Genomic DNA, 21947 nt, shown 5'->3' on the forward strand with positions numbered 1-21947 from the left:
CGAGCGCCGCCTTCGGCCCCTGGCGACGGGCGCCGCGCGGCTCCGTCCGCCGTCCCCCGGAGGGCGCGTGCGCCGTACCGGGCGCCCCGTGTCCCCCGTATACGGGTTCGGTTAGGCTGACCTTGCCTGGCGTGCGGTGGTACGGATTCGGATTCCGGTACCGCGGGTGACAGCCCGCCGGACGCGAGGGCAGACGGAGGGCTGGGAACGAGATGAGGCGTCGTGGATAAGATCGCGCTCACGGCCGGAGCCCTCTATGTCATCGTCCTGCTCCGCGCCGGTGGGACGTTCGCCGTCGGGTGGCTCGCCGGCGCCGGTGCGCGGCGCAGCAGGTTCGCCGGACGGATCTCCTCGGCGAAGTTCCGGCGCGCCGAGCGGGCGATCCAGCGGTGGGGCGCGCCGGTGGTGGCCGTCTCCTTCCTGACCGTCGGTTTCCAGACCGCCGCCAACTTCCTCGCGGGCAGCATGCGGGTGCCGCTGCCGCGCTATCTGCCCGCCCTGTTCCTGGGTGGAGCGGCCTGGGCGCTGCTCTACGCGACCGCGGGGCTGGGCGTGCTCGAAGTGCTGCGGACGCTCTTCGCCGAGCGGCCGGCCCTCGGAGCCTCCGCCGTGGCCGTCCTGCTCCTCGCGGTGTGCGCCGCGGTGCTCTACCGGCGGAGAAGGGCGGCCCCGTCCTCTGCCGACCCGGTGGCCGAGGAGTCCTGAGCCGGGAGTCCTGAGCGGAGGGTCCAGCACGGGGGGCGTCCTGGCGCGTCGCGCACGGCAGGGCGCCCCGGCAGGCAACGCGGGCGGCCGATCCGACGTCTGCCAAGCGGAGAGCGAACGGGGCGGACCGGCCCCTCCTCCACCGGGTGAAGGGACCTGCTTGTGCTCATAGGACTGCTGACCGCCGTCGCCGCCTCGATCTGTTACGGCACGGGATCCGTCCTTCAGGCCGTCGGCTCCCGCAAGTCCGCCCGGCGCGAGGCGGCCGCGGCGGGGCGGCTCACCCAGCAGGGCGGGCCGAGCCTGTCGTCGACCGCGAAGGCCGCGATGACCTGGGAGTTCATCGCGGGAACGGTCCTGGACTTCGTCGGTTTCGGGCTCGGCGCGCTCGCTGCCCGGATGCTCCCGCTGTTCCTCTCGCAGACCGTGATCAGCGCCAACCTGGTGATCACGGCCGTCCTCGGCGTGCGGCTGCTCGGCATCCGGCTGACCCGCGCGGAGTGGACCTCGATCGGTGTGGTCTGCTCGGCCCTGGTGCTGCTGGCGGGTGCGGCGGGCCCGGAGGGCAGCGGGCGCACCCCGATCGCCACGCACTGGTGGCTGCTCGCGGTCGCGGTGCTGCTGATGGCCGGCGGCACGGTCCTCGTCCGGATGCTCGGTGCCCGGGCGGCGATTCTCGCGGGCCTCCTGTCGGGTCTCGGCTTCGGCGCGCTGGGCGTCGGGGTGCGGATCCTGAACGGCATCGACCCGTTCGCGCCGGGCGCGCTCCTGGCGGACCCGGCGCTGTACGCGATCGTCGTGGCCGGCGCCGGCGGCATGTATCTGCACACGGTCGCGCTGCAGCTCGGTTCGGTGAACGGGGCGACGGCGGCGCTCGTGGTCGGCGAGACGGTGCTGCCGGGAATGATCGGTGTGTGGTGGCTGGGTGACGCCTCACGCCCGGGCTTCGTCTGGGCGGCCGTCCTCGGCTTCGTGCTGGCGGTCGCGGGCGCGGTCGCAGTGGCGTGGTTCGGGGCCCCGGAGAGCCAGGGAGCGGAGCCCGAGGACCCGTCGGGGCCCGTGCCCTCTCCCGTACGCGCTCCGGAGCCCGCCCGCCTGCCTTGAGGCCCTGGTGATCCGGGCCGCTGTCGACGCGTTACAGCACGTCGGCGGCGTAGAACAGCTGGTTGTAGCCCCAGTGGCAGTCCCACTGGCGGGCCGGAGCGCCGTTGTCCTTGCGCCAGTCCGCGATTTCGAGGCACTTACCGCTGTGGAGGTTCCGCAGGGCGATCACGTCCTGTCCGTCGACGGTGGTGCCGATCGACTGCCACTGTTGGTTGGCTCCTCCGTGGCAGTCCCACTGCCGGACGGTGGCACCGTTGGCGGTGCTCCAGTCGGCGACCTCGAGGCACTTTCCGCTGTTGGCGTTCCACACCAGGTCGGTCGCGCCCTGGTCGGAGAAGTACCACTGCTGGTTTCCGCCGAGGTGACAGCCCCACTGTCCGACCGCCGCGCCGTTGGCGGTGCTCCAGCCGGGGATCTCGAGGCACTTGGCGCTGTTGATGCCGGTGAGCCTCTGCGGGTGGCCGGAGGAGGGAGCCGCGGAGGCGGGCGACGTGGGAAGGCTCAGGGCGAGGAGGACTCCCGCCGCGAGGGTGCCGGCGGCGCGGCGGGCGAAGGTGAGCATGCGAGGGGACATCTGCTGTCTCGTTCTCCTGGTTGGCTGAGGGCATGGCCGGCTCCGGTGCCGGAGTGCGGCCCTCGTTCGGTGGGTTGCGGGGCGGGGCGCGGTCAGGAGGAGACGGTCGTCCAGTCGCCGCTCTGCGAGGTGGGCACCCACGCGTTGGTCTCTCCGAAGTACGTGGCGACGGAGCAGGAGCTGGTCTTGTAGAAGGTGACGGTGACCTCGCCCTTCCACCACCAGCCGCCGACCCAGGTGTCCCGGCCCGGAGTGGCGAAGCATCCCGAGGCCACGTCGCCGTTCTGGTTGTAGCCCTCGATGCGGATGGAGTAGACGCTGCCGCTGCTGTCGTGGAAGTGGATCTGCTGGCCGTTCGACGCGGCCGTCGACGGGCCGGCGGCCCCGAGGACGCCGGCGAAGGCCAGGGCGGCCGCGGAGGCGGTGGTGGCGGCCTTCGTGCGCAAGCTCATTTCGTTCCCCCATGGAGTTGGATCCCGGACGCCTGCGCGCGGTGAGGCGCGCAGGCACGGAGACACGGCCGCCGCGGTCGGACGCGGCACCGGGCACCGAGCACGGGCAGGGGCACGGGCACGGGCACCGGGCTCACGCCGTGGCGGCGTCTCCGGAGGTGAATCTAGGTCTGCGCGGCGCCTGGTGGTGTGCGGAGCGTGCGGGCTTTCTGTGCTCCGCGCGCCGGGCCGCGGCCAGGCAGAGCGCGCGGTGTTCGGTAGGAGTGAGGCCGAATTCCTCGCGAAACGCGCGGCTGAAACCGGTGGCGCTGGGAAAGCCCCAGCGGGCCGCGATCGCCTGGACGGGCTGACCGCTCAGTTCCCCGCGTGCGAGGTCGGCGCGGGCGCGTTCCAGCCGGCTTCGGCGGATGTGTGCCGCGACGGTCAGCGGCTGGTCGCCGAAGAGGGCGTGGAGGCGCCGCAGGGACATGTGGTGGTGATCGGCGATCGCCTGCGGAGTCAGGTCCGGGTCGCCGAGGTTGTTCTCGATGAAGCGGTGGATCCGCTGCAGTGTCTCCTGCGCGCGGGCCTCGGCCGGGGCCTGGCCGGGGTCGCCGAGCCTGCGCGCGAGGAACGCCGTGGCCAGGTCGAGGGTGACGGCTCCCATGCCGTGCAGCTCCTCGGCGCGACAGCTCGGGCCGCGGGTGAGCAGGGTGGTGAGGAAGTCGGCGAGGATCGCCCCGGAGCCGCTGTCCGCGGCCAGGCCCCGGGCGAGGAGGCGGTCCACACGATGGGGGTTCAGCGCCAGGGTCTGACGGGGGATCTGCAGGACGACCGTCTCGAACTCGCCTCCGCAGGTGCCCTCGTACGGTCGTGAGGTGTCGGTGAGTACGAGTCCGTGCGTGACCACCGATTCGTTGCCTCGCTGGCGTGCCTTGAAGACGCCCCGGGTGACGAGCGCCAGCTGCAGCTGCTCGGGATCGCCGCGCCGGATGTGGGTCGGGGTGCGGCGGGAGACCACCGGTGAGCACGAGACGGCGGACAGCCGCACCGTGCCGAGGTCCAGGTCGGTGATGCCCGCCCGGAAGTCGGACGCCCTCGGAGTGCTCATCGTCACGGGCATGATGTCGCTGGACACCGTCTCGCAGAACCATGCGAACCTGTCCTCACGCGCCTCGACCGCGTCCGACGTCACCAGCGATCCCATGTGTGTCCCCCCGCTTCCGCACGGCGGTGGTCACCGCCGTCGCACCATGATCGACGATCGGACGGTGCTGGTCGGTCGCGGCCGACGGCGGTGGCGGGAGAGGTGCGCGTTCCAGGGCCGGACAGGCCCTAGCCGTCCTGGCCGTTCTGGTCGCTCTCTTCGTGGGTCGGCGGCGCGGGCGGCGTCAGAGGGCGGAGGGCGAGCCAGACGAGGAAGAAGAGGCCCAGGGCGAGCATCGACAGGCCCGTCCAGAGGTTGATGTTGACGCCGGCGGCCTTGGCGATGGCGGCGTCGTCGGCGGTGAGGCCGGCGAGGGTCACGATCACGCCGTAGAGGGTGAACAGGCCGCCGATGATGCGGCGGATGTCGAAGAGGCGGGCCGCGGTGGCGGACTTCTTCTCCAGTTCGGAGACCTCGTGGTGGAGTTCGGACATGGAAGGTGCCTCCGATCGTCAGAAGGAGTACGGGATGTAGCAGGCGGCGGCCAGCGCGACGGCGGCCCAGCCGAGCAGGGCGGGGCGGCGGTACCAGGCCTCGTCGCCCTGCGAGGGCGCCTCGTCCATGCCGGGCGACCGGGTGCCGTAGACCAGGCCGGCGAGTTCGGACGCGGGCTTGGGCGCCGTGAAGAGGGTGACGGCGACCATGACCACGGCGCCGGCGACGAAGCCGACGATGGCGGAGACGAAGTTGGCGCCCTGGTCGGTGGGGATGTCGACGACGCCCTGCTTGTAGATGACGAAGTAGTTGACCATCGCGGCCACCGTGCCCGCCGTCAGGCCCCAGAAGCCGGACCTGACCGAGGCCCGCTTCCAGAACATGCCGATGATGAAGACGACGAACATCGGCACGTTGAAGAACGAGAACAGGGTCTGCAGATAGCCCATGATGTTGGAGAAGCTGGACGCGAGGAACGCGGTGCCGATCGAGGCGAGGACGCCGAGCGCCGTGACGAGCCGTCCGAACCGCAGGTAGTAGCCGTCGTCGCGGCCCTTGACCACGTACTTGGCCCAGATGTCAGCGGTGAAGACCGTGTTGAAGGACGAGACGTTCGCCGCCATGCCCGCCATGAACGCCGCCAGCAGGCCGGTGACGGCGATGCCGAGCACGCCGTTGGGCAGCAGCTCCTGCATGAGCAGCGGTATGGCGTCGTTGTACGTGAGGTCGGAGCCGGCGGTGCCGATCCTCGGGACGAGGGTGGCGGCGACCAGGCCCGGGATCATCACGACGAAGACGATGAAGATCTTCGGGAAGGCGGCGATCAGTGGTGTGCGGCGGGCGGCCGAGAGGTTCTTGGCGGACAGGGCCCGCTGGACCTCGGCGAAGTTGGTGGTCCAGTAGCCGAAGGAGAGCACGAAGCCGAGGCCGAGGACGATGGTCAGCCAGTTGGCGCCGAGCGGGTTGGCGTCGCCGATGCCGGTGCCGCCCCAGGCGGAGAGGAAGTCGGCGCCGTGGCTCTTCTCCAGGGACGTGGTCAGTCCGTCCCAGCCGCCGACCCGCTTGAGCCCGAGGACGGTGAGCGGGATGAGCGCGGCGAGGATCACGAAGAACTGCAGCACTTCGTTGTAGATGGCGGAGGACAGGCCGCCGACGGTGATGTACGCCAGGACGAAGAAGCCGGCGACGACGATGGCGACCCACTGCGGCCAGCCGAGCAGCGCCTCGACGACGATCGACAGGGCGTAGAGGTTGACGCCCGCGATCAGGATCGCGGCGAGCGCGAACAGCACCGAGCTGAGCAGGTGGGCCGACCGGTCGAAGCGCTGGAGCAGGAACTCGGGGACCGAGCGGACCTTGGAGCCGTAGTAGAACGGCATCATCACCAGGCCGAGGAAGACCATCGCCGGGATGGCGCCGATCCAGTACCAGTGGACGACGGCCACGCCGTACTGGGCGCCGGTCGCCGCCATGCCGAGGATCTCCGTCGCGCCGAGGTTGGCGGCGACGAAGGCCAGTCCGGTGACCCAGGCCGGCAGCGAGCGGCCCGAGAGGAAGAAGTCGAGGCTGGTTCTGACACTCGCCCGGGCGGCGAAGCCGATGCCCAGGACGACGGCGAAGTAGATCGCCAGGATGGAGTAGTCGAGCCAGTTCGTGGGGAGCCGCAGCTCCGCGGCCAGGTGCATGAGTCACTCGCTTCGTCGCCCGAAAGGAACAGCGGCGAAGCTACGGGAGTGCGCACAAGAAGTGAACACGGATCCTGGTCATCTTTGTTTGATTGTGATTGAACGTGGTGGAAATGCCGGAAGAAAGCGCTGTCACCGGGGGTTCGTGCCGCTGTGCTCCCGCACACCCCTCCCGCACAGGGGGCCCGGCGCCGTACCGTGGAGGTCTCCGAGATGAGGAGGCGTCACCATGAGCGCGCTGCCGCAGAATTCGGTCCCGGCCTACGCCGACCCGTATCGGATCGAGGCCGGTGAAGGGCCGCAGACGCTCGCGGAGCTGCGCGCCGCGCTGGCCGTCGTCGACCCGGCCGAGCTGGTCGCCTTCAACGCGCGGCTCGACGCCGCCCGGTTCGGGCGGGAGCACGAGGCCGTCATCCTGGAGGCCCGTCATCTGGTCGCGCTGCGCACCCGGCCGGAGGTACGGGACGCGATCCGGGCCTCGCTCGCCGGCGAGGCCGACCTGATGACGTTCGAGGACCTGGTCGCCCACCTCGACAAGGGCGCCACCGCGTGAGCGGCCGCTGGGCCGTCGAGATTCCCCGCCGCCTCTACTCCACGATCGCGCACCTCTCCCCCGGTGGCCGCCGGGCGTTGCACGACGCCTTGGCCGCCCTCGCCGACGATCCGCGGCCCGCGGAGTCGCGCACCGAGCAGCTGCAGGGCGCCGAACTGCGCCGGGTGGCCACGCTTCCGGCCGCCGACACCGGCATCACCGTGACCCTGCTCTACCGGGTGCACGACACGGGAGACGGTGAGCCGGGCCGGGTCGAGATCGTCTTCCTCGTCGCCGGGCCCTGAACGGGGCCGGTGGCCGCCGGTCGGCGGCCACCGGCGCTTGCTGGTCAGTGCGGTGCCGTGCTCGGCGCCGGAGGGCGGTCAGGCGTACGGGTGTCGTCCGGTACGGCGTGCAGGCGGACGGCCTCGGCGCCGGCGGGGTGGTGGCGGGCGGCCCACGCCTCCAGCGCGGTGCGGCAGGCGTGGTCCAGGTGGTGGACCTGGGAGAGGTCCAGTTCGACCGGGCGGTCGTGCGGCAGGGCTTCGAGGGCGTCGAGTATCTTCGGCAGGCGCAGGAAGGTGACCGTGCCGGAGATTTGGACCCGGACGGGGCCCTGGCCGTCGTCCGTACGGTCGATGCGCAGGTGGGAGGCGTCCCAGGCGGCCTTGGCCAGGGACAGCACGAGACCGATCAGCACACCCTCGAACATGTTGACCGCCACGATCGCCACCGCCGTGACGACGAGCACGAGCGCCTCGCCGCGGTGGGTGCGCCAGAGGGTGGCCACGGCCCGGAAGGGAATCAGCTTCCAGCCGGCGTGGACGAGGATTCCGGCGAGGGCGGCGAGCGGGATGAAAGTGAGGGCGGCCGGGAGGAAGGCGGCGAACAGCAGCAGCCAGACGCCGTGCAGGACCCGGGAGGCCTTGGTCCGGGCGCCGGCCTGCACGTTGGCCGAGCTGCGGACGATCACGGCGGTCATGGGCAGCGCGCCGAGCAGACCGCACACCGTGTTGCCGACGCCCTGGGCGACGAGTTCGCGGTCGTAGTGCGTGCGCGGGCCGGCGTGCAGCCGGTCGACGGCCGCCGCGCTGAACAGCGACTCGGCCGAGGCGATCAGCGCGAACGCGAGCACGGTGCCGAGGAGGGCCACGTCGGCGAGGGCGGCGAGGGAGTCCGCGCCGGGCAGGCGTACGGCGTCCAGGACGCCGCCCACCCGCACCGTGGCGACCGGGAGGTCGAACAGCCAGGTCGCCGCCGCGGCGAGGACGACCGCGACCAGTGCGCCGGGAACGGCCCGGGCCGCGCGGGGCAGTCGGCGCCAGCCGGCGACGACGAGGACCGTGCCGGCGGCGACGGCCACGGAGGCGAGGGCGGCCGTGCTGTCCAGGGCCTTGACCAGCGCGCCGGGCAGGCCGGCGAGCTTGGCGAGACCGGAGGCGGGTGCGGGAAGGCCGGCGGCCGCGTACAGCTGGCCGGCGATGATGACGAGGCCGATGCCGGCGAGCATGCCCTCGACGACGGACAGCGAGATGGCACGGAACCAGCGCCCCCATTTCAGGGCGCCCATGAGGATCTGCAGGAGCCCGGCGAGGAGCACGATCACGCCGAGCGCGGGCAGGCCGAAGCTGCGGACGGCCTCGAAGACGAGCACGGTCAGGCCGGCGGCCGGCCCTGACACCTGGAGGCTGCTGCCGCGCATCATGCCGGTGACGACGCCGCCGACGATGCCGGTGACGAGTCCGAGTTCGGCCGGTACGCCGGAGGCGACGGCCACACCGATGCACAGCGGGAGGGCGACGAGGAAGACGACGAGGGAGGCGGCGACGTCGGACCTGAGGTCCGGGAGACGCACACGCCGGTCGGAGCGGCCGGAGCCGCGGGTGGTGTGGGTGAGGGATCGCATGGATGAATTCCTCCTGGCGCGCCGTGAGGGCGCGTCGGGCTGACAGGACGAGAGTCGCGTCGGTCCTGCCTGTCAGCAGCGAAACACCTGGAGTGCGGAGGGTTCTCGTGCGGGGTCGGGCGCGGCGGCGGGGCCGGCCCGGCGGTGCCGGCCGCGGCGGGTCGCGCCGGTCCGGTCCGGGCGTGGCACCGGGCCCGTGGGTCGCGGGTCGGTGCGTCGGCGTCGGCGGGTGGCCGAGCGGCCCGGTGCGGCGGTGAGCTCGCCGTCGTTCGCGCGGTTCGCGGAGCTGCTGGAACCGGTGGGCTGCGGGGAGTTGGCGGAGGGCGCGGGGCTGGTCGAGGTGCCGGAGTTCGTGGGCACGGTCTCGTACGCGGTCGAAACGGCGCCGGCCGTCCCGGAAGTGCCGGAGCCGCAGAGAACGGCGAGGAGCAGGGCGAGCACGAGGGCGACGCTCGTCGTGCGGGCGCGCCCGGCCGGTGTCTTGAGCACGTCCCTCCCCCGTGTCACGCCGACATCAGCATTCACCAAAGCACATTCAAGCCGAGGTCAATGAAGAGTAATACGCGCCGGTGACAGGGCCCCGTAACGGCCGGTGAACAGCCCGGGTTTCCGACTGGAACCCACCGCACTTTGACGCGATCGGATACGGGATCGGCGCCAGGGCGCGCACGGCGCCGGAGGCTCACCCGTCCGCGGCCGCCCGCGCACGGCGGCACGGTCCGGGCGCGCCCGGCGCACGTCCGGACCGGTCAGTGCTCCGGTGTGCGGACCGGCCGGCGCAGCAGGTAGAGGGCGGCGGGGACGATGAGGAGCAGCATGCAGCCGATGAACACGTCGCCCGCTCCTTCCAGGCCGAGCGGGCCGGTCAGCAGGCCGACGCCGATGACGGGGAGCGAGATGCCGGTGTAGGCCACGACGAACAGGCTGGAGATGACGGCCGCGCGGCGGTCGGGCGGTGCGGCCTGGGCGACGGCGGACATCGCCGCGCGGAAGGCGAGGCCCTGTCCGGTGCCGCCGACGAGGGCCGACAGGACGACGAGGGCGAGCAGGTCGGCGTACAGGGCGCCGGCGAGCAGCAGCAGCCCGACCAGGAGCACGGCGCAGCCCAGGGGCAGGGAGCGGGCCACGCCGACGCGGGTGACGACGAGTTGTCCGGCGGTGGAGGCGAAGAAGGCGAGGGCGACGACGAGGCCGCTGACGGCGTGGTCGTCGACGTGCAGGGACTGGGCGAGGAAGACCGGGCTGACCGAGGTGAACACGCCGAACAGGGCGAATCCCACGAAGGAGGCGATCGCGGCCGGCACGAACACCGCCCGCACCTCGGGCGGCAGGGCCGGGCGCCGGGGCCGTACGGCGGTCAGCGGCCCTGGTTCCTCGACCGTCTCGGGCAGCCGCCACAGGACGAGGGCCGAGACGGCGACCAGGCCGAGGTGGACGGCGAAGGGGAGGACGAGCGGGTCGGGAGCGTACTGCGCGAGCAGGCCGGCGAGGAGCGGGCCGCAGCCCAGGCCGCCCATGTTGGCCGCGGTCGCCACGAAGGTGGCGCGGGAGGAGCCGCCGGGCGGGGCGAGCTCCATGACGTAGGCGGTGGCGGAGCCGGTGAACAGGCCCGCCGACAGGCCCGACAGGAGCCGGCCCGCGTACAGCCAGCCGAGGCCGGTCGCGGCCAGGAAGCAGACGGCGCTCACGGCGGCGAAGCCGAGGCCCCACAGCAGGGCCGGGCGGCGGCCGACGGTGTCCGAGGCGTTGCCGGCGAGCAGCAGGACGCCGATGACCCCGAAGGCGTAGACGGCGTAGACGACGGTGACCGTCAGCTCGGAGAAGCCGAACTTGTCCTGGTAGAGCGGGTAGAGCGGGGTCGGCAGCGTCGTACCGGCCATGCACACGACGAACACGGCGCCCGCGAGGAGACACCGGAGCCAGCTCTGACGCTCACCGACGACCATGCCGTCGACCGTAACCCGGCCGGGTGCGCCGTGCGCGGTGACCGGCCGTCAGGAGCGGGGCGTGATCCGTACGGTCTCCACCCAGGCGGGCGGCTCGGGTGCCCCGTCGCCGATGAGGGCGGCGACGAGGCGGCAGGAGACGGGTTCCGCGGGCCAGGGCGTGTAGCCGTCGGTGAGCACGACGACGATCCGCGGCGGCTCGGGCGCGGCGAGCGCGGCGCGGATGCCGACGGTCATGTCCGTGCCGCCGCCGCCCGCCAGTTCGACCTGGTCGACGGCGGTGACCCGGGCGACGGCGTGGACGTCGGCGTCGCAGGCGAGGACGGCGACGCGGTTGCCGCCGATGCCCACCTCGCGCAGCACGCCGGAGACTTCGGCGAGCGCGGCGGCGAGGTCGTCCTCGCCCATCGAGCCGGAGGTGTCGACGACGATCGCCACGCGCGGCAGCGGGCGGCGCAGGGTGGGCAGGACGACGCGGCCGCCGAGGGCCGGTGTGCGGCGGGAGGGGCGGCGGTAGGTGTAGTCGACCGCGCCGGCCGCCCATGCGGCGGCCTCGCGGACGGCGCCGGTCAGGGCCTTGCGCCAGTCGACGGTGGGTTCCAGGACCTCCTCGGCCCAGCGGCGCCAGCCGGCCGGGACCGTGCCCCTGGAGCGCTGCCGGGCGTGGGCGCGGACGGCCTGGGCGGTCTGGCGGCGCAGGGCCTCGGCCTCGACGGGGCCGAGGCCGGTGACGCCGTCGGCGCCGCCGGCCGGTCCGAGGTCCCAGGGCGCCGGGACGCCGTGCGCGCCGGAGCCGCAGTCCAGGTGGTGGTCGGTCGGCGGGATGCCGGGAAGGTACTCCTCGAAGAGCCTGCCTTCGGGCAGGCCGAAGAGGCGCGGTTCCACGCGTCCTTCGGGCAGGCGCAGTCCGTCGGAGATCAGGTCGTCGTTGATCTCGCAGTCCTGGGCGAGGTTGACGCGGAGGTGGTCGCGCTGGTCGGCGGCGGGGAGCCGGTCGGCCCGGCCGTGGTGGTCGCGCAGGAGGTGCGCCGCCTCGTGGATCCACACCCCGGCGAGTTCCTCGACGTCGGTCGTCTCGACGAAGGAGGGCGCGACGTAGCAGCGCCAGTGCCGGTCGACGGCCATGGTCCGCACCCGGTGGGAGGGCACGACCGTGAGCGCGTAGAGGGCGGAGGCGAGGTACGGGCGGTTCTCGGCCGCCTTGTAGCGGGCGGCGAGCAGCTTGGCGCGGTCCAGTTCGGGGGCGAGGCCGGGTGCCGGGTCCGGTTCGGGGGCGGGTGCCGGGTCGGGGTCTCGGGTGGGGGCGGGCATGGGGTGGGCCGTCAGCGGGCGCCCGGCAGGGCGCCGGCGAGCTGGAGGAGTTCCAGGAAGGCGTCGATGCCGGACGGGATGGGCCAGGCGGGTTCGCGGAGGGCGGCGAGGTCGCGGGCGGCCCGGGCGGCCACGTCGGGCACCCCGGCGTCGACGGCCTTGGCGAGGACCTCCCAGCCGGCCTCCCAGCGCGGTCGGGTGGGTTCGCTCTGCACGGCGGCGACGACGGCGATGAGGAAGGCCAGCTGGCGGTCGCCGCGTTCGGGCAGGGCGAAGGCCGACGGGTCGGCGAGCACCCGGTCCGGGTCGGGCAGGTCGAGGTTCTCCAGGTAGGACAGGAGCTCGATGCCGGCGGCCTCGCCGACGGCGCCGACGACGGCGGCCGCCCGGGCCTCCTGCCCGGCACCGGAGGCGTAACCGGCGGCGAGCAGGCGCAGGGCCATCTCCCAGGTGCGCGGGGAGGGCCAGGCCCGGCCGCGGCTCTCGGCGTCCTTCGGCATGTGATGGGCGAGGCCCGGGCGGGCGGTGAGGAAGCCGGAGACGACACCGCGGGCACGGGCGACGGCGCCGGAGGCGCGGGCGGGCTCGACCGTCGGCAGCGTCGTCTCGGGCCAGGTGCCGGCCATGCCGCGGGCCACGGTGCGCGGTTCGTGCGTCCAGTCGAGGTGGACGAAGCGGTTGGCGAGCGGAGGGCTGAGGTGCCAGCCGTCGGCGGCGCTGGAGGGCGGGTTGGCGGCGGCGACGATGCGGACGGACTCGGGCAGGGCGAGGCTGCCGACCCGGCGTTCGAGGACGACGCGGAGCAGGGCGGCCTGCACGGCGGGCGGCGCCGAGGACAGCTCGTCGAAGAACAGCAGCCCGTGGCCGGTGCGGGCGAGCCGGACGGCCCAGTCGGGCGGGGCCATGGGGACGCCGGTGGTGGCCGGGTCGTCGCCGACGATCGGCAGGCCGGCGAAGTCGGACGGCTCGTGGACGCTGGCGACGACGGTCTCCAGGTGGACGCCGAGGGCGTCGGCGAGCTGCTGCATGCCGGCGGACTTGCCGATGCCCGGCTCGCCCCAGAGCAGGACCGGCTGGTTCGCCGTCACGGCCAGGGCGAGGGCCTCCAGCTGGGTGTTGCCGGCGGCTTCGGTACGGGTGGTGCTCAGCCGGGCGTTGAGGGCGTCGGCGGCGGCGAGCGGCGCGGGGACGCCGGCGGGCGCGGCGGTGGAGGGCGTGGCCGTGGTCGTGTTCCGGGTCGGGGCGGTCATGCGGAGGTGTCCTCGTCCTTGGCCTCGTGCGCGTCGTCGCGGTGGTCGGCGTCGCCGGTCGCGTCGCCGGTCGCGTCGCCGGTGTCGTTGTCGGTGCCGTTGTCGCCGTGGTCGCCGTCGCCGGTCGCGTCGCCGGTCTCGTCGGTGTCGTCCGGGTCGTCGTCCCAGTCGTGCTCGGAGTCCCGCTCGCTCAGGAATTCCTCGTACCACTCGTTGCCGAGGCCCGGGTGCTCCTCCTGGACCCGCCTGCGCAGGAACAGCAGGTCGATCCGCTCGTAACGGCGGATGAAGTGCGCGAGCGAGAGGTCCATCTCGTCGGTGACGTCGATCCGGGCGCCGGCGGCGAGGAGGTCTGCGACGAGTTCGGCCGATCCTCCGTCGGCGACGGCGCTGAGCAGAGGCGTGCGGTCCGCCTTGTCCTTCGCCTCCAGGTCGAGGCCGGTGGCCAGCAGCCGCGGCAGCAGTTCCTCGTGGTCGACGAGGTGGAGGACGTGCAGCAGGCCGCGGCCCGAACGGTCGCGGACGTGCGGGTCGCCGCCGGCGTCGAGGTACGCCAGGACGGCGGGTGTGTCGCCGTGCTGGACGTGCTGGAAGAGCGCGAGCCGCTGGGCGTGGAGGCCGCGCGGAAGCCGTCCCTCGCCCGTGGTCCAGGCGTGCTGGGCGGCGAAGCAGCCGGATATGGTCCCGCCGAAGGCGCGCAGGGCGTGTTCGCGCTGCCGCTCCTGCTCGGTGTGCGGCATGTCGAGGGTGCCGTTCCTGGGCGCGACCTGGTGCCAGACGCCGTTGCAGCGGACCCGGACCGCTTCGGCCGGCCTCGGGCCGGGCGGGCCGGCGGCGGGGCCGGCCTCGGGCAGGAGCGCGGCGGCGACGAGCGGGTGCAGTTCCTCGGGGCGGACAAGGCCGGCGCGCAGCAGGGCGATGTCGGGCAGGCGCTGCCAGACGTACGAGGGCAGGAGGGTGGCGCCCTCCTCCTGACCGCGCTCCCGGCCGGTGACACGGGCCCGGGCCCGCTCGGCGTCCGGGTCGGAGGCGTCGAGGGTGAGGCGCAGGTGGCCGCTCCAGTGGACGGGGACGCGGAAGCTCGTACCGAATCCGGCACGGTGGAGCCGACGGGCCTCGGGAACGAGGCGGGTGAGATCGTGCGGGCACCAGGCGACGAGCCCGGCGACGTCGAGCTGCCGGTAGGAGCGCGGGCCCTGGGGCGGTGGCGTCAGGTCGAGGTCGAGTCCGGCGGCGGCGAACGCCTCGACGTGGGCGCCGCGGGACTGGAGCACGGCGACCCATTCGGCGCGGGCGGCCGGGTCGGTGGTACCCGGGTCCTCGGTGGGCAGCTCGTCGGCGGAGAGCGGGGTGCCGTCCGGGTGGAGGAAGGGCAGGCGGCCGGTGGCGGCGGGACCGGCACTGAGGCGCAGTTCGCCCGAGCGGCGGGCGTCCCAGAAGCGGCGGGCCCCACTCCAGTCCTGGGTGGTGTACGTGACGCCGTGGAGCTGGTGGCGGTCGGGACCGGCGGGTGCGGCGTCGAGGTGCAGGCGCAGGCGCTGCGGTCCCTCCAGCATCGGGTGGGTGGTCAGTGACAGGACGGGGCCCGCGCTGCCGTACCGGGCGAGGACGACGCGCTGGGCAGGCGCGAGCGTGGTGTGGCCGCCGAGGGCGCGCGGCAGGTGCCAGCGGATGAGGTCGGGCGCGAGGTGGCGCAGGTCGTCGGCGAGCCGGGCCGCGACATCCGCGCCGTACTTCTCGGCGGCGCGTTCCGGGTCGAGGTCGGCGGGGACGTCGACGGCGGCCGCGGCACAGGCGGCCTTCCAGTCGCCGGCGAGACGGGCCTGCGTGGCGCGTTCGATCATCCAGCCGGGGACGGCGTAGCGGCGGATGCGGACCCAGGCGGAGGTGTCGGCGGGCGAGAGGAGGGCGACCGGGGGCGCGGCGGTGGCGGTGGCGGTGGCGGTGAGGAGGGTCGGATTCCGGCTCATCGGTAGAGGCTGCCGATCGCGCGCAGGTCGGGGTGGGTGGGGCGGGCGGGGCGCAGTCGCTCGGTGAAGGAGCGCTTGACGCGGCGGGGCAGGCCGGGGCCGAGTCCCACGTACTCGAGGCGGTGTTCGTCGGGGAGGGAGGCGAGCAGGCTCTTGGCGCCGCGGCCGGTGATGCCGGTGTGGCGGAGTTCGAGGCGGCGCAGCGGGCTGCCGGGCAGGGCGTCGGCGAGGGCGCGGGCGCCGTCGTCGCCGGTGGTGTTGCCGGGGCAGCCGAGGCTGCGTTCGGACAGGGCGCGGCCGAGGTCGAGGGTGTCGATGCCGTCCAGGGCGTCGGCGAGGGCGCGGGCGCCGGCGGGGCCGATGCCGTTGCCGCCGAGGCCGAGGCGGACGGGCCGTGCCGGGTCGGTCGCGGCCGCGAGGACGGCGGTGCCGTCGTCGCCGAGGTGGTTGGCGGGCAGGTAGAGCTCGCGGACGCCGGCGTCGCGGACAAGGGCGGCGAGCAGCGGCGCGTCGGCGGCGGTCAGGCCGTTGCCGCCGAGGAAGAGCCGTTCGAGCGGGGCTTCCCGGTCGAGGAGCGCGTCGAGGATCAGGCGTACACCGCCCGGTCCGAGGCCGGAGTTGACGAGGTCGAGGGTGCGCAGGGCGGTGTTGCGGCGGAGCAGTGCGGCGAGGGTGCGGGCGCCGGTGGTGTGGACGGGGTTCCGCTTGAGCCAGAGCGCGCGGACGGTGGTGTCGTCGGCGAGGGCGTCGGCGAGGGCGGTCACGCCGGCCGGGCCGATGCGGTTGCAGCCGAGGTAGAGCGTGTGGATCCGGTGGCCGGCGCCGGTCTCGCGGGCGGCGAGGAGGGCGTCGGCGAGGGTGCGGGCGCCGTCGTCGCCGAGGGAGTTGGTGCCGAGGAGGAGGTGCGCGGCGTGCGGCGAGGCGACGGCGGCGGGCAGCAGCCGGGCGGCTCCGTCGGGGCCGAGGCCCTGCTTGCACAGGTCGAGGCGTCCGTCGGCGCGGAGCGTGCCGAGCGGGAAGGTCTCGTCGTCGGCGAGCGGGCGCGGGTCGCCGAGGCGGGCCGTCAGCGGGGCGAGCAGGGCGGGGTCGGCGAGCGGCAGGTCGGGGTGCTCGATCGCGGGGCAGCGTACGGGCGTTGTCGGCTCTTCCATCACCACTCCACCGGTCCTCGCCGGGGCCCGGCGTCCGCGTCGACTTCAAGGAGACGCAAGACCGGTCGGATTCGAACCGACGTCCTCCCGCTTGATGCGTGGGCGCGACGACCTCTGCGCTACGGCCTTGCTGCGGACGATCATAGCCGTGCGCACGGCCGGTTTCGATCATTCGTTTGACGGACGCGGGTCCGGCGGGCGGACCCGGTGACCGGCGTCGGCGGATCTGCGGGTGTTGCGGATCTGCGGGTGTTGCGGATCTGCGGGTGTTGCGGATCTGTGCGGCCGGGTCTAGCGGGCGCCGGGGACGACGAGGCCGGATTCGTAGGCGACGACGACGGCTTGGGCGCGGCTGTCGACGTTGAGTTTGGTCATGGTGCGGTTGAGGTGGGTCTTGACGGTGGCCTCGCCGATGTAGAGCTGTGCGGCGATCTCGGTGTTGGACAGGCCCCTCGCGGTGAGGCGGAGCACCTCGCACTCGCGGGCGGTGAGGACGTCGAGGTCGGGCGCCGGGTCCGGGGTGGGGTCGGCGTGGTGGACGTAGGTCTCGATCAGGCGGCGGGTGACGCTCGGCGCGAAGAGCATGCCGCCGCGGGCGACGGCGGTGACGGCGTCGATCAGCCGCTGGGGCCCGGTGTCCTTGAGGAGGAAGCCGGAGGCGCCGGCGCGCAGGGCCGCGTAGACGTACTCGTCGAGGTCGAAGGTGGTCAGGACGAGGATGCGCGGGACGGGGTCGTCGGCTGCGGCGAGGATGCGTTCGGTGGCCACGGTGCCGTCCATGCCCGGCATGCGGATGTCCATGAGGATGACGTCGGGCCGTACGTGGGCGGCGCGGTCGACCGCGGACTCGCCGTCGTCGGCCTCCGCGACGACCTCGATGCCGGGGGCGGCCTGGAGCAGGGCGACGAGACCGGCCCGGATCAGGTCCTGGTCGTCCACCACGAGCACTCTGATCATGCCGGTGGCGCACTCCCCCACCGGCCGGAACCCTCGCCGGTGACGGGAAGTCTGAGGCGCACGGCGAATCCCCCCTCGGCCCGAGGGCCCACGTCCACTGTTCCTCCGTAGAGCCTGGCGCGTTCGCGCATGCCGATCAAGCCGTGTCCTGACGGCGCGGCAACGTTGGCCGGATCCGTACGGTTGACGGGCGCGGGGCGGCCGCGGCCGTCGTCGGTGACGGTGACGCGCAGTTCGGCCGGCCCGTACTCGACGAGGACGGCGGCGTGGGCCGGGCGGGCGTGCTTGATGACGTTGGTCAGGGCCTCCTGCACGACGCGGTAGGCGCACAGCTCCACGCCGGGTGCGAGGGGCCGCGGCGTGCCGGCGGTGCGCAGTTCCACGGCGACGCCGGCCGCCCGGACGCGTTCGGCCATGTCCGCGAGCCCGGCGAGGCCGGGCATCGGGGCGTATCCCGTGCCGGGCTCGGCAGCCGGGTCGTCCGGGCTCGCCTCGACGGACGACTCGGTACGGAGCAGGGTCAGGATGCGGCGGAGCTCGCGCAGGCCCTCCTGGCTGGTCTCGCTGATCGTGTCCAGGGCGGCGCGAGCGGTGGCGGGCGCGGATGTGAAGACGTAACCGGCCATGCCCGCCTGCACGTTGATCACCGACATGTGGTGGGCGACCACGTCGTGGAGTTCGCGGGCGATGCGCCGCTGCTCCTCGGCGACGGCGCGTTTGGCCCGTTCCTCCTGTGCCTCGCGCAGTTGGGCGGTGAGCTGCGCGAGCTGCCGGTTCCTGCGGGCGATGCGGCGGGTGCTGGTGCCGAAGAGCCAGACGACGGGCGGCACGGCGAGGGCCTGGACGACGGCGGTGGCGACGCCGAGTTCGGGAGCGGTCAGTCCGCTGTAGAGGATGACGGCGGCGACGAGGACGGCGGCGGCCGCGGCCGTACGGAAGGGCCGCTGGGCCGCGACGCTGTAGAGCGCGATCGCCGGGACCCAGAAGTTGAGCGAGGGCTGGTAGCCCGCGGCCAGGTACCAGGCGAACGCGGCGCAGGACACGACCAGCGCGGCGACCGGCGTGACCCTGCGGAACGCGAGCGGAATGCCGATGAGCGCGGTGAGGCCGTACGCGCTCGCGTCGAACGGCGGCCAGCCCGCCGGGTGGTACTGGTGTCCCACCGCGGACGTCGCCGCCACCAGGCCCACGGCCAGCGTCGCGTCGACGAACCGGGGATCCACGTCACGAAGCCACGTCGCCGATACGGCCCTGGTGCGCATCGCACGATGCTAGGGCCGGCCGTGCGGCGTGTCGTCATACCCGGGAAGCAGCCGGCGGCGTCGGGCGCTACCGCGCAGGTTTACCCGGTGACTCGTCTCGTCGGCCGATGCGGTGGGGCGGGGCCGTGGGAGATCGTTCTGCCGCGGGCGAGCACGACGGTACGGCGGCGCGCTCGCCCGCGGCCGGCCGGGGACCGCCGCGGGGCGCGGCGGCGCCGGTTCTCGCACGGGGGAGAATCGGCGCCGCCTTGTGCTCGGAGCGCCGGGCTCTGGGGCGTGGGTTGTGGGCTGCGGGCCGTGCGCGACGGGGCGGGCGGAATCGGGTGGCGTTCCGCAGCGGAAGTGGGGAAGGCTCTGGCACATGTTTTCGGTAGTGCAGAACGTGGCGATCGACTGTGCGGATGCCTATGAACTGGCCCGGTTCTGGAGCGAGGTGACGGGCCGGCCGCTGCATCCGGAGAGCAGACCGGGCGACCGGGAGACCCAGGTCCTGCCGGCGGACGGCGGCCCGGTGCTGTACTTCAACCAGGTGCCCGAGGCCAAGCAGGTCAAGAACCGGATCCATCTCTGTCTTCGCCCCGAGACCTCGCGTGAGCAGGAGGTGGAGCGGCTGCTGGGTCTGGGTGCCGCCTTCGTCGCCGATCACCGCGAGCCCGACGGTTCCGGCTGGGCGGTGCTCGCAGACCCCGAGGGCAACGAGTTCTGCGTGCTTCGCAGCGCGTCCGACCGGGCCGCGACGCCTTCCTGACGCCCGCGTGCCCGGCCGGACGGTGCCGCCTGGGCCGTACACGGCCTACGAGCGGCCCTGGAGGGCCTTGACGTTGTCGCCGAAGGTCCAGCCCTTCGAGCCGTCCCAGTTGGCCGACCAGGTCATCAGGCCCTTGAGGGATCCGCCGTAGTGGTTCCACGCCTGTGCCACCGCCGACGGCGCCATGTGGCCGCCGCCGGCGCCGGGCTGGGCGGGGAGGCCGGGGACCTGCTTGTCGTACGGGACGCGGACGGTGGTGCCCTGGACCACGAGCCCTCGGTTCAGGCAGTCGGTCTGCGCGACGAAGCCGGCGACGGTGCCGGCGGAGTAGGAGTCGCCGGAGCACCCGTACATGCTGCCGTTGTAGTACTGCATGTTGAGCCACCACAGGCGGCCGTTGTCCGCGTACTTCTTGACGATCGGCAGGTACGCGCCCCAGATCGAGCCGTACGCGACGCTGCCGCCGGTGACGTACGCCGTCTCCGGCGCCATCGTCAGTCCGAAGCCGGCGGGCATGCGGGCCAGGATCCCGTCGATGATGCGCACCAGGTTGGCCTGGGAGGCGGAGAGGGTGGTGATGCTGCCGCTGCCGACGAGTCCGGTCTCGATGTCGATGTCGACGCCGTCGAAGTTGTACGTCTTCAGGATCGGGACGATCGTCTCGACGAAGCGGTCGGCGACGGCGCGTGAGCTGAGGTCGATGCCGGCGGCGGCACCGCCGATCGACAGCAGGATGGTGGCTCCGGCGGCCTTGGCCCGGCACATCTCGGCGGGTGTGGGGACGCGGACGGTGGCGTCCATGCCGTCCTCCCACAGCACGGTGCCGTCGGAACGGATGACGGGGAAGGCGGCGTTGACGACGTTGTAGCCGTGGGCGGCGAACCGCGGGTCGTCGATGGGCGCCCAGCCGAAGGGCGGATGGACGCCGTTGGCCGCGCCGTCCCAGTTCTCCCAGTAGCCCTGGAGCACCTTGCCGGCGGGCTTCGGCTTGAGTGCGCAGGTCTCCGCGGCGACGGTGGGCGCGGTCGTGGCGGAAGGTGCGACGGCGGACGCGGGGGCCGTGAGGACGGTGGCGGCGACCAGGGCGGCGAGCGCGGTGGCGAGGCTGTGCGCGATCCGGTGGCGTGGCATGCGTGCTCCTTGGGACGTGGGGGGTGGGTCCTGAGCATGGCGCGCGCTGCAGCCGACCGTAGATTGGTCCATACCTTTCGTCAACTACCCGTGCAGCAAGAGAAGTTGGGGGTGGTGTGCAGCGCGGCCGGGCAGGCCTCGGAACGACCGAGAGTCCGGTACCGTCTGGACGACCACGTGCTCTGCCTTTCTGTGCCACCTCCTGCACAGCTGTTGCACTGTATGGCGGAGCGATGAATCGGTTCGCCCGACCAGGCCGGGTGAAGCTCCGCGTGTGGGACGGGGCGCGGGAGGACGGCGGGCGGCAGCCTTGGCGGCGACGCGAGGGCGAGCGAACGACTCGCCCCGCCGATGAAGGAGATCCCTGTCATGAAGACGTTCACACGTCTTGTCGCTGTTGCCGCCTGTACCGCCGCGGCGGCCTTCGCCGTCGTCCCCACGGCGCAGGCCGCGCCCGCTGCGAAGGCGGCCGTCGGCTGCCGCTACTACTACACCAGCTACTTCACCGGCCCCAACGGCGAGAAGACCGGCAGCGGCGAGTACGCCGAAGGCGACCACGACCCCGAGGGCCGCATCTGCCGCAACGGCTGGTGGGTGTCCCCGTACGAGCTGGACGACTTCACCGGCTGACCTCGCGGTGAGGAGGGGGGCCGCTCCGGCGGCCCGCCCCGTAGACGCCCCATCGCGTGCGCATGGACCGACTCGGGCACGTCCGGAAGCGTGTTGCTGAGCGACGAGAAGAGCCCCCGGCAGCGGCCGAGATCGCCCTGCAGTTCAGGACCACCTCGGAGCAGCGAGACTGACGCCCGCCGGGCGGGTCCCGCAGGAGAGAAAAGGCGTGGCTGCCGGGCGGGCGTGGTGCGACAATCCGTCCGCGTCTTGATCCACATCCGCGTCCCGGAGGTCCGCATGGATGTCGCCTCGCTGCTGCCGTTGACCACGGCCCGGTTGTCGCTGCGTCTGTTCACTCCCGACGACGCCGACGACCTGTACGCCTACCAGAGCCTGCCGAGCGTGGCGCGCTACCTGTACCGGCCGGCGCACACGCGTGAGCGCAGCGAGCAGGTTGCCGCCGAGCGCGCGGTGCAGACGGTCTGGCGGGCCGACGGGGACAAACTGTCGCTCGCCGTCTGCCGACGCGACGAGCCCGGCGTCCTCGGCGAGGTGAGCCTCGCCCTGGCCGACGCCCGCGCCGCCCAGGCCGAGATCGGCTGGACGATCCACCCGGCTCACCAGGGGCACGGCTACGCGACCGAGGCGGCTGCGGCGCTGGCCGGGTTCGCCTTCGACACGCTGGGCGTGCACCGGCTCTACGCGCGGCTGGACGTGGAGAACACCGGGTCCGTGCGGGTCTGTGAGCGCCTCGGGATGCGCCGGGAGGCGCACCTGGTCGAGAACGATCTCGACGGGGACCGCTGGGGCAGCGAGTACATCTACGCGGCGCTGTCCGCGGATCTCGACAGCCGGTCGAAGGCGGACGGCTCGGTGTCCCGGACCCGCACGGACCGCAGGGCCTCCTGAGCATCCGTCATGAGGCCCTGCGGCACGGTGGTGCGGGAGATACGGGACCGGCCCGCCGGGTCAGCCGGTGTAGTAGCCGGTGACGTCGGCGATCAGGTCGACCGAGCCGTTCTTGTTGTAG

The 21947-nt window shown here is 73.4% G+C and carries 22 protein-coding genes and 1 tRNA gene; 7 read left to right on the top strand and 16 right to left on the bottom strand.

Going from position 1 to position 21947, the window contains the following annotated elements:
- Positions 1 to 222 precede the first annotated feature (222 nt).
- Entirely contained in the window at positions 223 to 705 is a 483-nt protein-coding gene (locus ACIGO8_RS30965; protein ID WP_399737561.1) for a DedA family protein, read from the top strand.
- Between the two features lie 162 nt (positions 706 to 867).
- Positions 868 to 1809, top strand: coding sequence for a hypothetical protein (locus tag ACIGO8_RS30970; protein WP_399737563.1), 942 nt, complete (start codon positions 868 to 870; stop codon positions 1807 to 1809).
- Between the two features lie 31 nt (positions 1810 to 1840).
- Here the strand turns inward: ACIGO8_RS30970 and ACIGO8_RS30975 are convergent, their stop codons facing one another.
- The 5 genes from ACIGO8_RS30975 to ACIGO8_RS30995 form a co-directional block, all read right to left on the bottom strand.
- Positions 1841 to 2383, bottom strand: coding sequence for an RICIN domain-containing protein (locus ACIGO8_RS30975; protein WP_399737565.1), 543 nt, complete (start codon positions 2381 to 2383; stop codon positions 1841 to 1843).
- A 92-nt stretch (positions 2384 to 2475) separates the two neighbouring features.
- A complete protein-coding gene (locus ACIGO8_RS30980) occupies positions 2476 to 2835 on the bottom strand; it encodes a hypothetical protein (protein ID WP_399737567.1) in 360 nt (119 codons plus the stop codon).
- Between the two features lie 133 nt (positions 2836 to 2968).
- Complete coding sequence (locus tag ACIGO8_RS30985) at positions 2969 to 4021, bottom strand: helix-turn-helix domain-containing protein (RefSeq protein ID WP_399737569.1); 1053 nt, start codon at positions 4019 to 4021, stop codon at positions 2969 to 2971.
- 128 nt (positions 4022 to 4149) lie between these two features.
- Entirely contained in the window at positions 4150 to 4455 is a 306-nt protein-coding gene (locus tag ACIGO8_RS30990; RefSeq protein ID WP_399737571.1) for a hypothetical protein, read from the bottom strand.
- An 18-nt stretch (positions 4456 to 4473) separates the two neighbouring features.
- A complete protein-coding gene (locus ACIGO8_RS30995; RefSeq protein WP_399737573.1) occupies positions 4474 to 6141 on the bottom strand; it encodes a sodium:solute symporter family protein in 1668 nt (555 codons plus the stop codon).
- 229 nt (positions 6142 to 6370) lie between these two features.
- On the opposite strand from ACIGO8_RS30995, the gene ACIGO8_RS31000 reads away from it, so the two are divergent.
- Positions 6371 to 6694, top strand: a complete 324-nt coding sequence (locus ACIGO8_RS31000; RefSeq protein WP_399737575.1) for a hypothetical protein — start codon at positions 6371 to 6373, stop codon at positions 6692 to 6694.
- Positions 6691 to 6978 (top strand): hypothetical protein, encoded by a 288-nt coding sequence (locus ACIGO8_RS31005; RefSeq protein WP_399737577.1) that lies wholly within the window; start codon positions 6691 to 6693, stop codon positions 6976 to 6978. The genes ACIGO8_RS31000 and ACIGO8_RS31005 overlap by 4 nt, the downstream gene beginning before the upstream one ends.
- A 44-nt stretch (positions 6979 to 7022) precedes the next feature.
- Here the strand turns inward: ACIGO8_RS31005 and ACIGO8_RS31010 are convergent, their stop codons facing one another.
- The 10 genes from ACIGO8_RS31010 to ACIGO8_RS31055 form a co-directional block, all read right to left on the bottom strand.
- Positions 7023 to 8579: a SulP family inorganic anion transporter gene (locus ACIGO8_RS31010; protein ID WP_399737579.1), complete on the bottom strand. Its 1557-nt coding sequence runs from the start codon at positions 8577 to 8579 to the stop codon at positions 7023 to 7025.
- A gap of 72 nt (positions 8580 to 8651) precedes the next feature.
- The gene (locus ACIGO8_RS31015; protein ID WP_399737581.1) at positions 8652 to 9068 is read right to left on the bottom strand and encodes a hypothetical protein; all 417 of its coding nucleotides are present in this window, start codon (positions 9066 to 9068) and stop codon (positions 8652 to 8654) included.
- 260 nt (positions 9069 to 9328) lie between these two features.
- Positions 9329 to 10525 (bottom strand): MFS transporter, encoded by a 1197-nt coding sequence (locus ACIGO8_RS31020; RefSeq protein WP_399737584.1) that lies wholly within the window; start codon positions 10523 to 10525, stop codon positions 9329 to 9331.
- Between the two features lie 48 nt (positions 10526 to 10573).
- A complete protein-coding gene (locus ACIGO8_RS31025; protein WP_399737586.1) occupies positions 10574 to 11836 on the bottom strand; it encodes a VWA-like domain-containing protein in 1263 nt (420 codons plus the stop codon).
- An 11-nt stretch (positions 11837 to 11847) separates the two neighbouring features.
- Positions 11848 to 13086 carry an AAA family ATPase gene (locus ACIGO8_RS31030; protein WP_399737587.1) on the bottom strand — a complete coding sequence of 413 codons (1239 nt, stop codon included), beginning with the start codon at positions 13084 to 13086 and terminating at the stop codon, positions 11848 to 11850.
- Complete coding sequence (locus tag ACIGO8_RS31035; protein WP_399737589.1) at positions 13083 to 15056, bottom strand: ankyrin repeat domain-containing protein; 1974 nt, start codon at positions 15054 to 15056, stop codon at positions 13083 to 13085. Before ACIGO8_RS31035 ends, ACIGO8_RS31030 begins: the two co-directional genes overlap by 4 nt.
- Positions 15053 to 16207, bottom strand: coding sequence for a gala protein (locus ACIGO8_RS31040; RefSeq protein WP_399737591.1), 1155 nt, complete (start codon positions 16205 to 16207; stop codon positions 15053 to 15055). Before ACIGO8_RS31040 ends, ACIGO8_RS31035 begins: the two co-directional genes overlap by 4 nt.
- Before the next feature lie 56 nt (positions 16208 to 16263).
- Positions 16264 to 16336: transfer RNA gene (locus ACIGO8_RS31045), tRNA-Asp, on the bottom strand.
- A gap of 162 nt (positions 16337 to 16498) precedes the next feature.
- Positions 16499 to 17164 (bottom strand): response regulator, encoded by a 666-nt coding sequence (locus tag ACIGO8_RS31050; protein ID WP_399737593.1) that lies wholly within the window; start codon positions 17162 to 17164, stop codon positions 16499 to 16501.
- Positions 17161 to 18426, bottom strand: coding sequence for a sensor histidine kinase (locus ACIGO8_RS31055; RefSeq protein ID WP_399737595.1), 1266 nt, complete (start codon positions 18424 to 18426; stop codon positions 17161 to 17163). The genes ACIGO8_RS31050 and ACIGO8_RS31055 overlap by 4 nt, the downstream gene beginning before the upstream one ends.
- Before the next feature lie 361 nt (positions 18427 to 18787).
- On the opposite strand from ACIGO8_RS31055, the gene ACIGO8_RS31060 reads away from it, so the two are divergent.
- A complete protein-coding gene (locus ACIGO8_RS31060) occupies positions 18788 to 19174 on the top strand; it encodes a VOC family protein (protein ID WP_399737597.1) in 387 nt (128 codons plus the stop codon).
- 45 nt (positions 19175 to 19219) lie between these two features.
- Here ACIGO8_RS31060 and ACIGO8_RS31065 read toward each other — a convergent pair whose 3' ends face one another.
- Positions 19220 to 20305 carry a chitinase gene (locus tag ACIGO8_RS31065; protein ID WP_399737599.1) on the bottom strand — a complete coding sequence of 362 codons (1086 nt, stop codon included), beginning with the start codon at positions 20303 to 20305 and terminating at the stop codon, positions 19220 to 19222.
- A gap of 369 nt (positions 20306 to 20674) precedes the next feature.
- Between ACIGO8_RS31065 and ACIGO8_RS31070 the strand changes: the two genes are divergently transcribed.
- Positions 20675 to 20935, top strand: a complete 261-nt coding sequence (locus tag ACIGO8_RS31070) for a hypothetical protein (RefSeq protein WP_399737601.1) — start codon at positions 20675 to 20677, stop codon at positions 20933 to 20935.
- 279 nt (positions 20936 to 21214) lie between these two features.
- Positions 21215 to 21826 (top strand): GNAT family N-acetyltransferase, encoded by a 612-nt coding sequence (locus ACIGO8_RS31075; protein WP_399737603.1) that lies wholly within the window; start codon positions 21215 to 21217, stop codon positions 21824 to 21826.
- Positions 21827 to 21947: the final 121 nt, after the last annotated feature.

The sequence above is a fragment of the Streptomyces sp. NPDC053493 genome, from assembly GCF_044544825.1.
Lineage (GTDB): Bacteria > Actinomycetota > Actinomycetes > Streptomycetales > Streptomycetaceae > Streptomyces.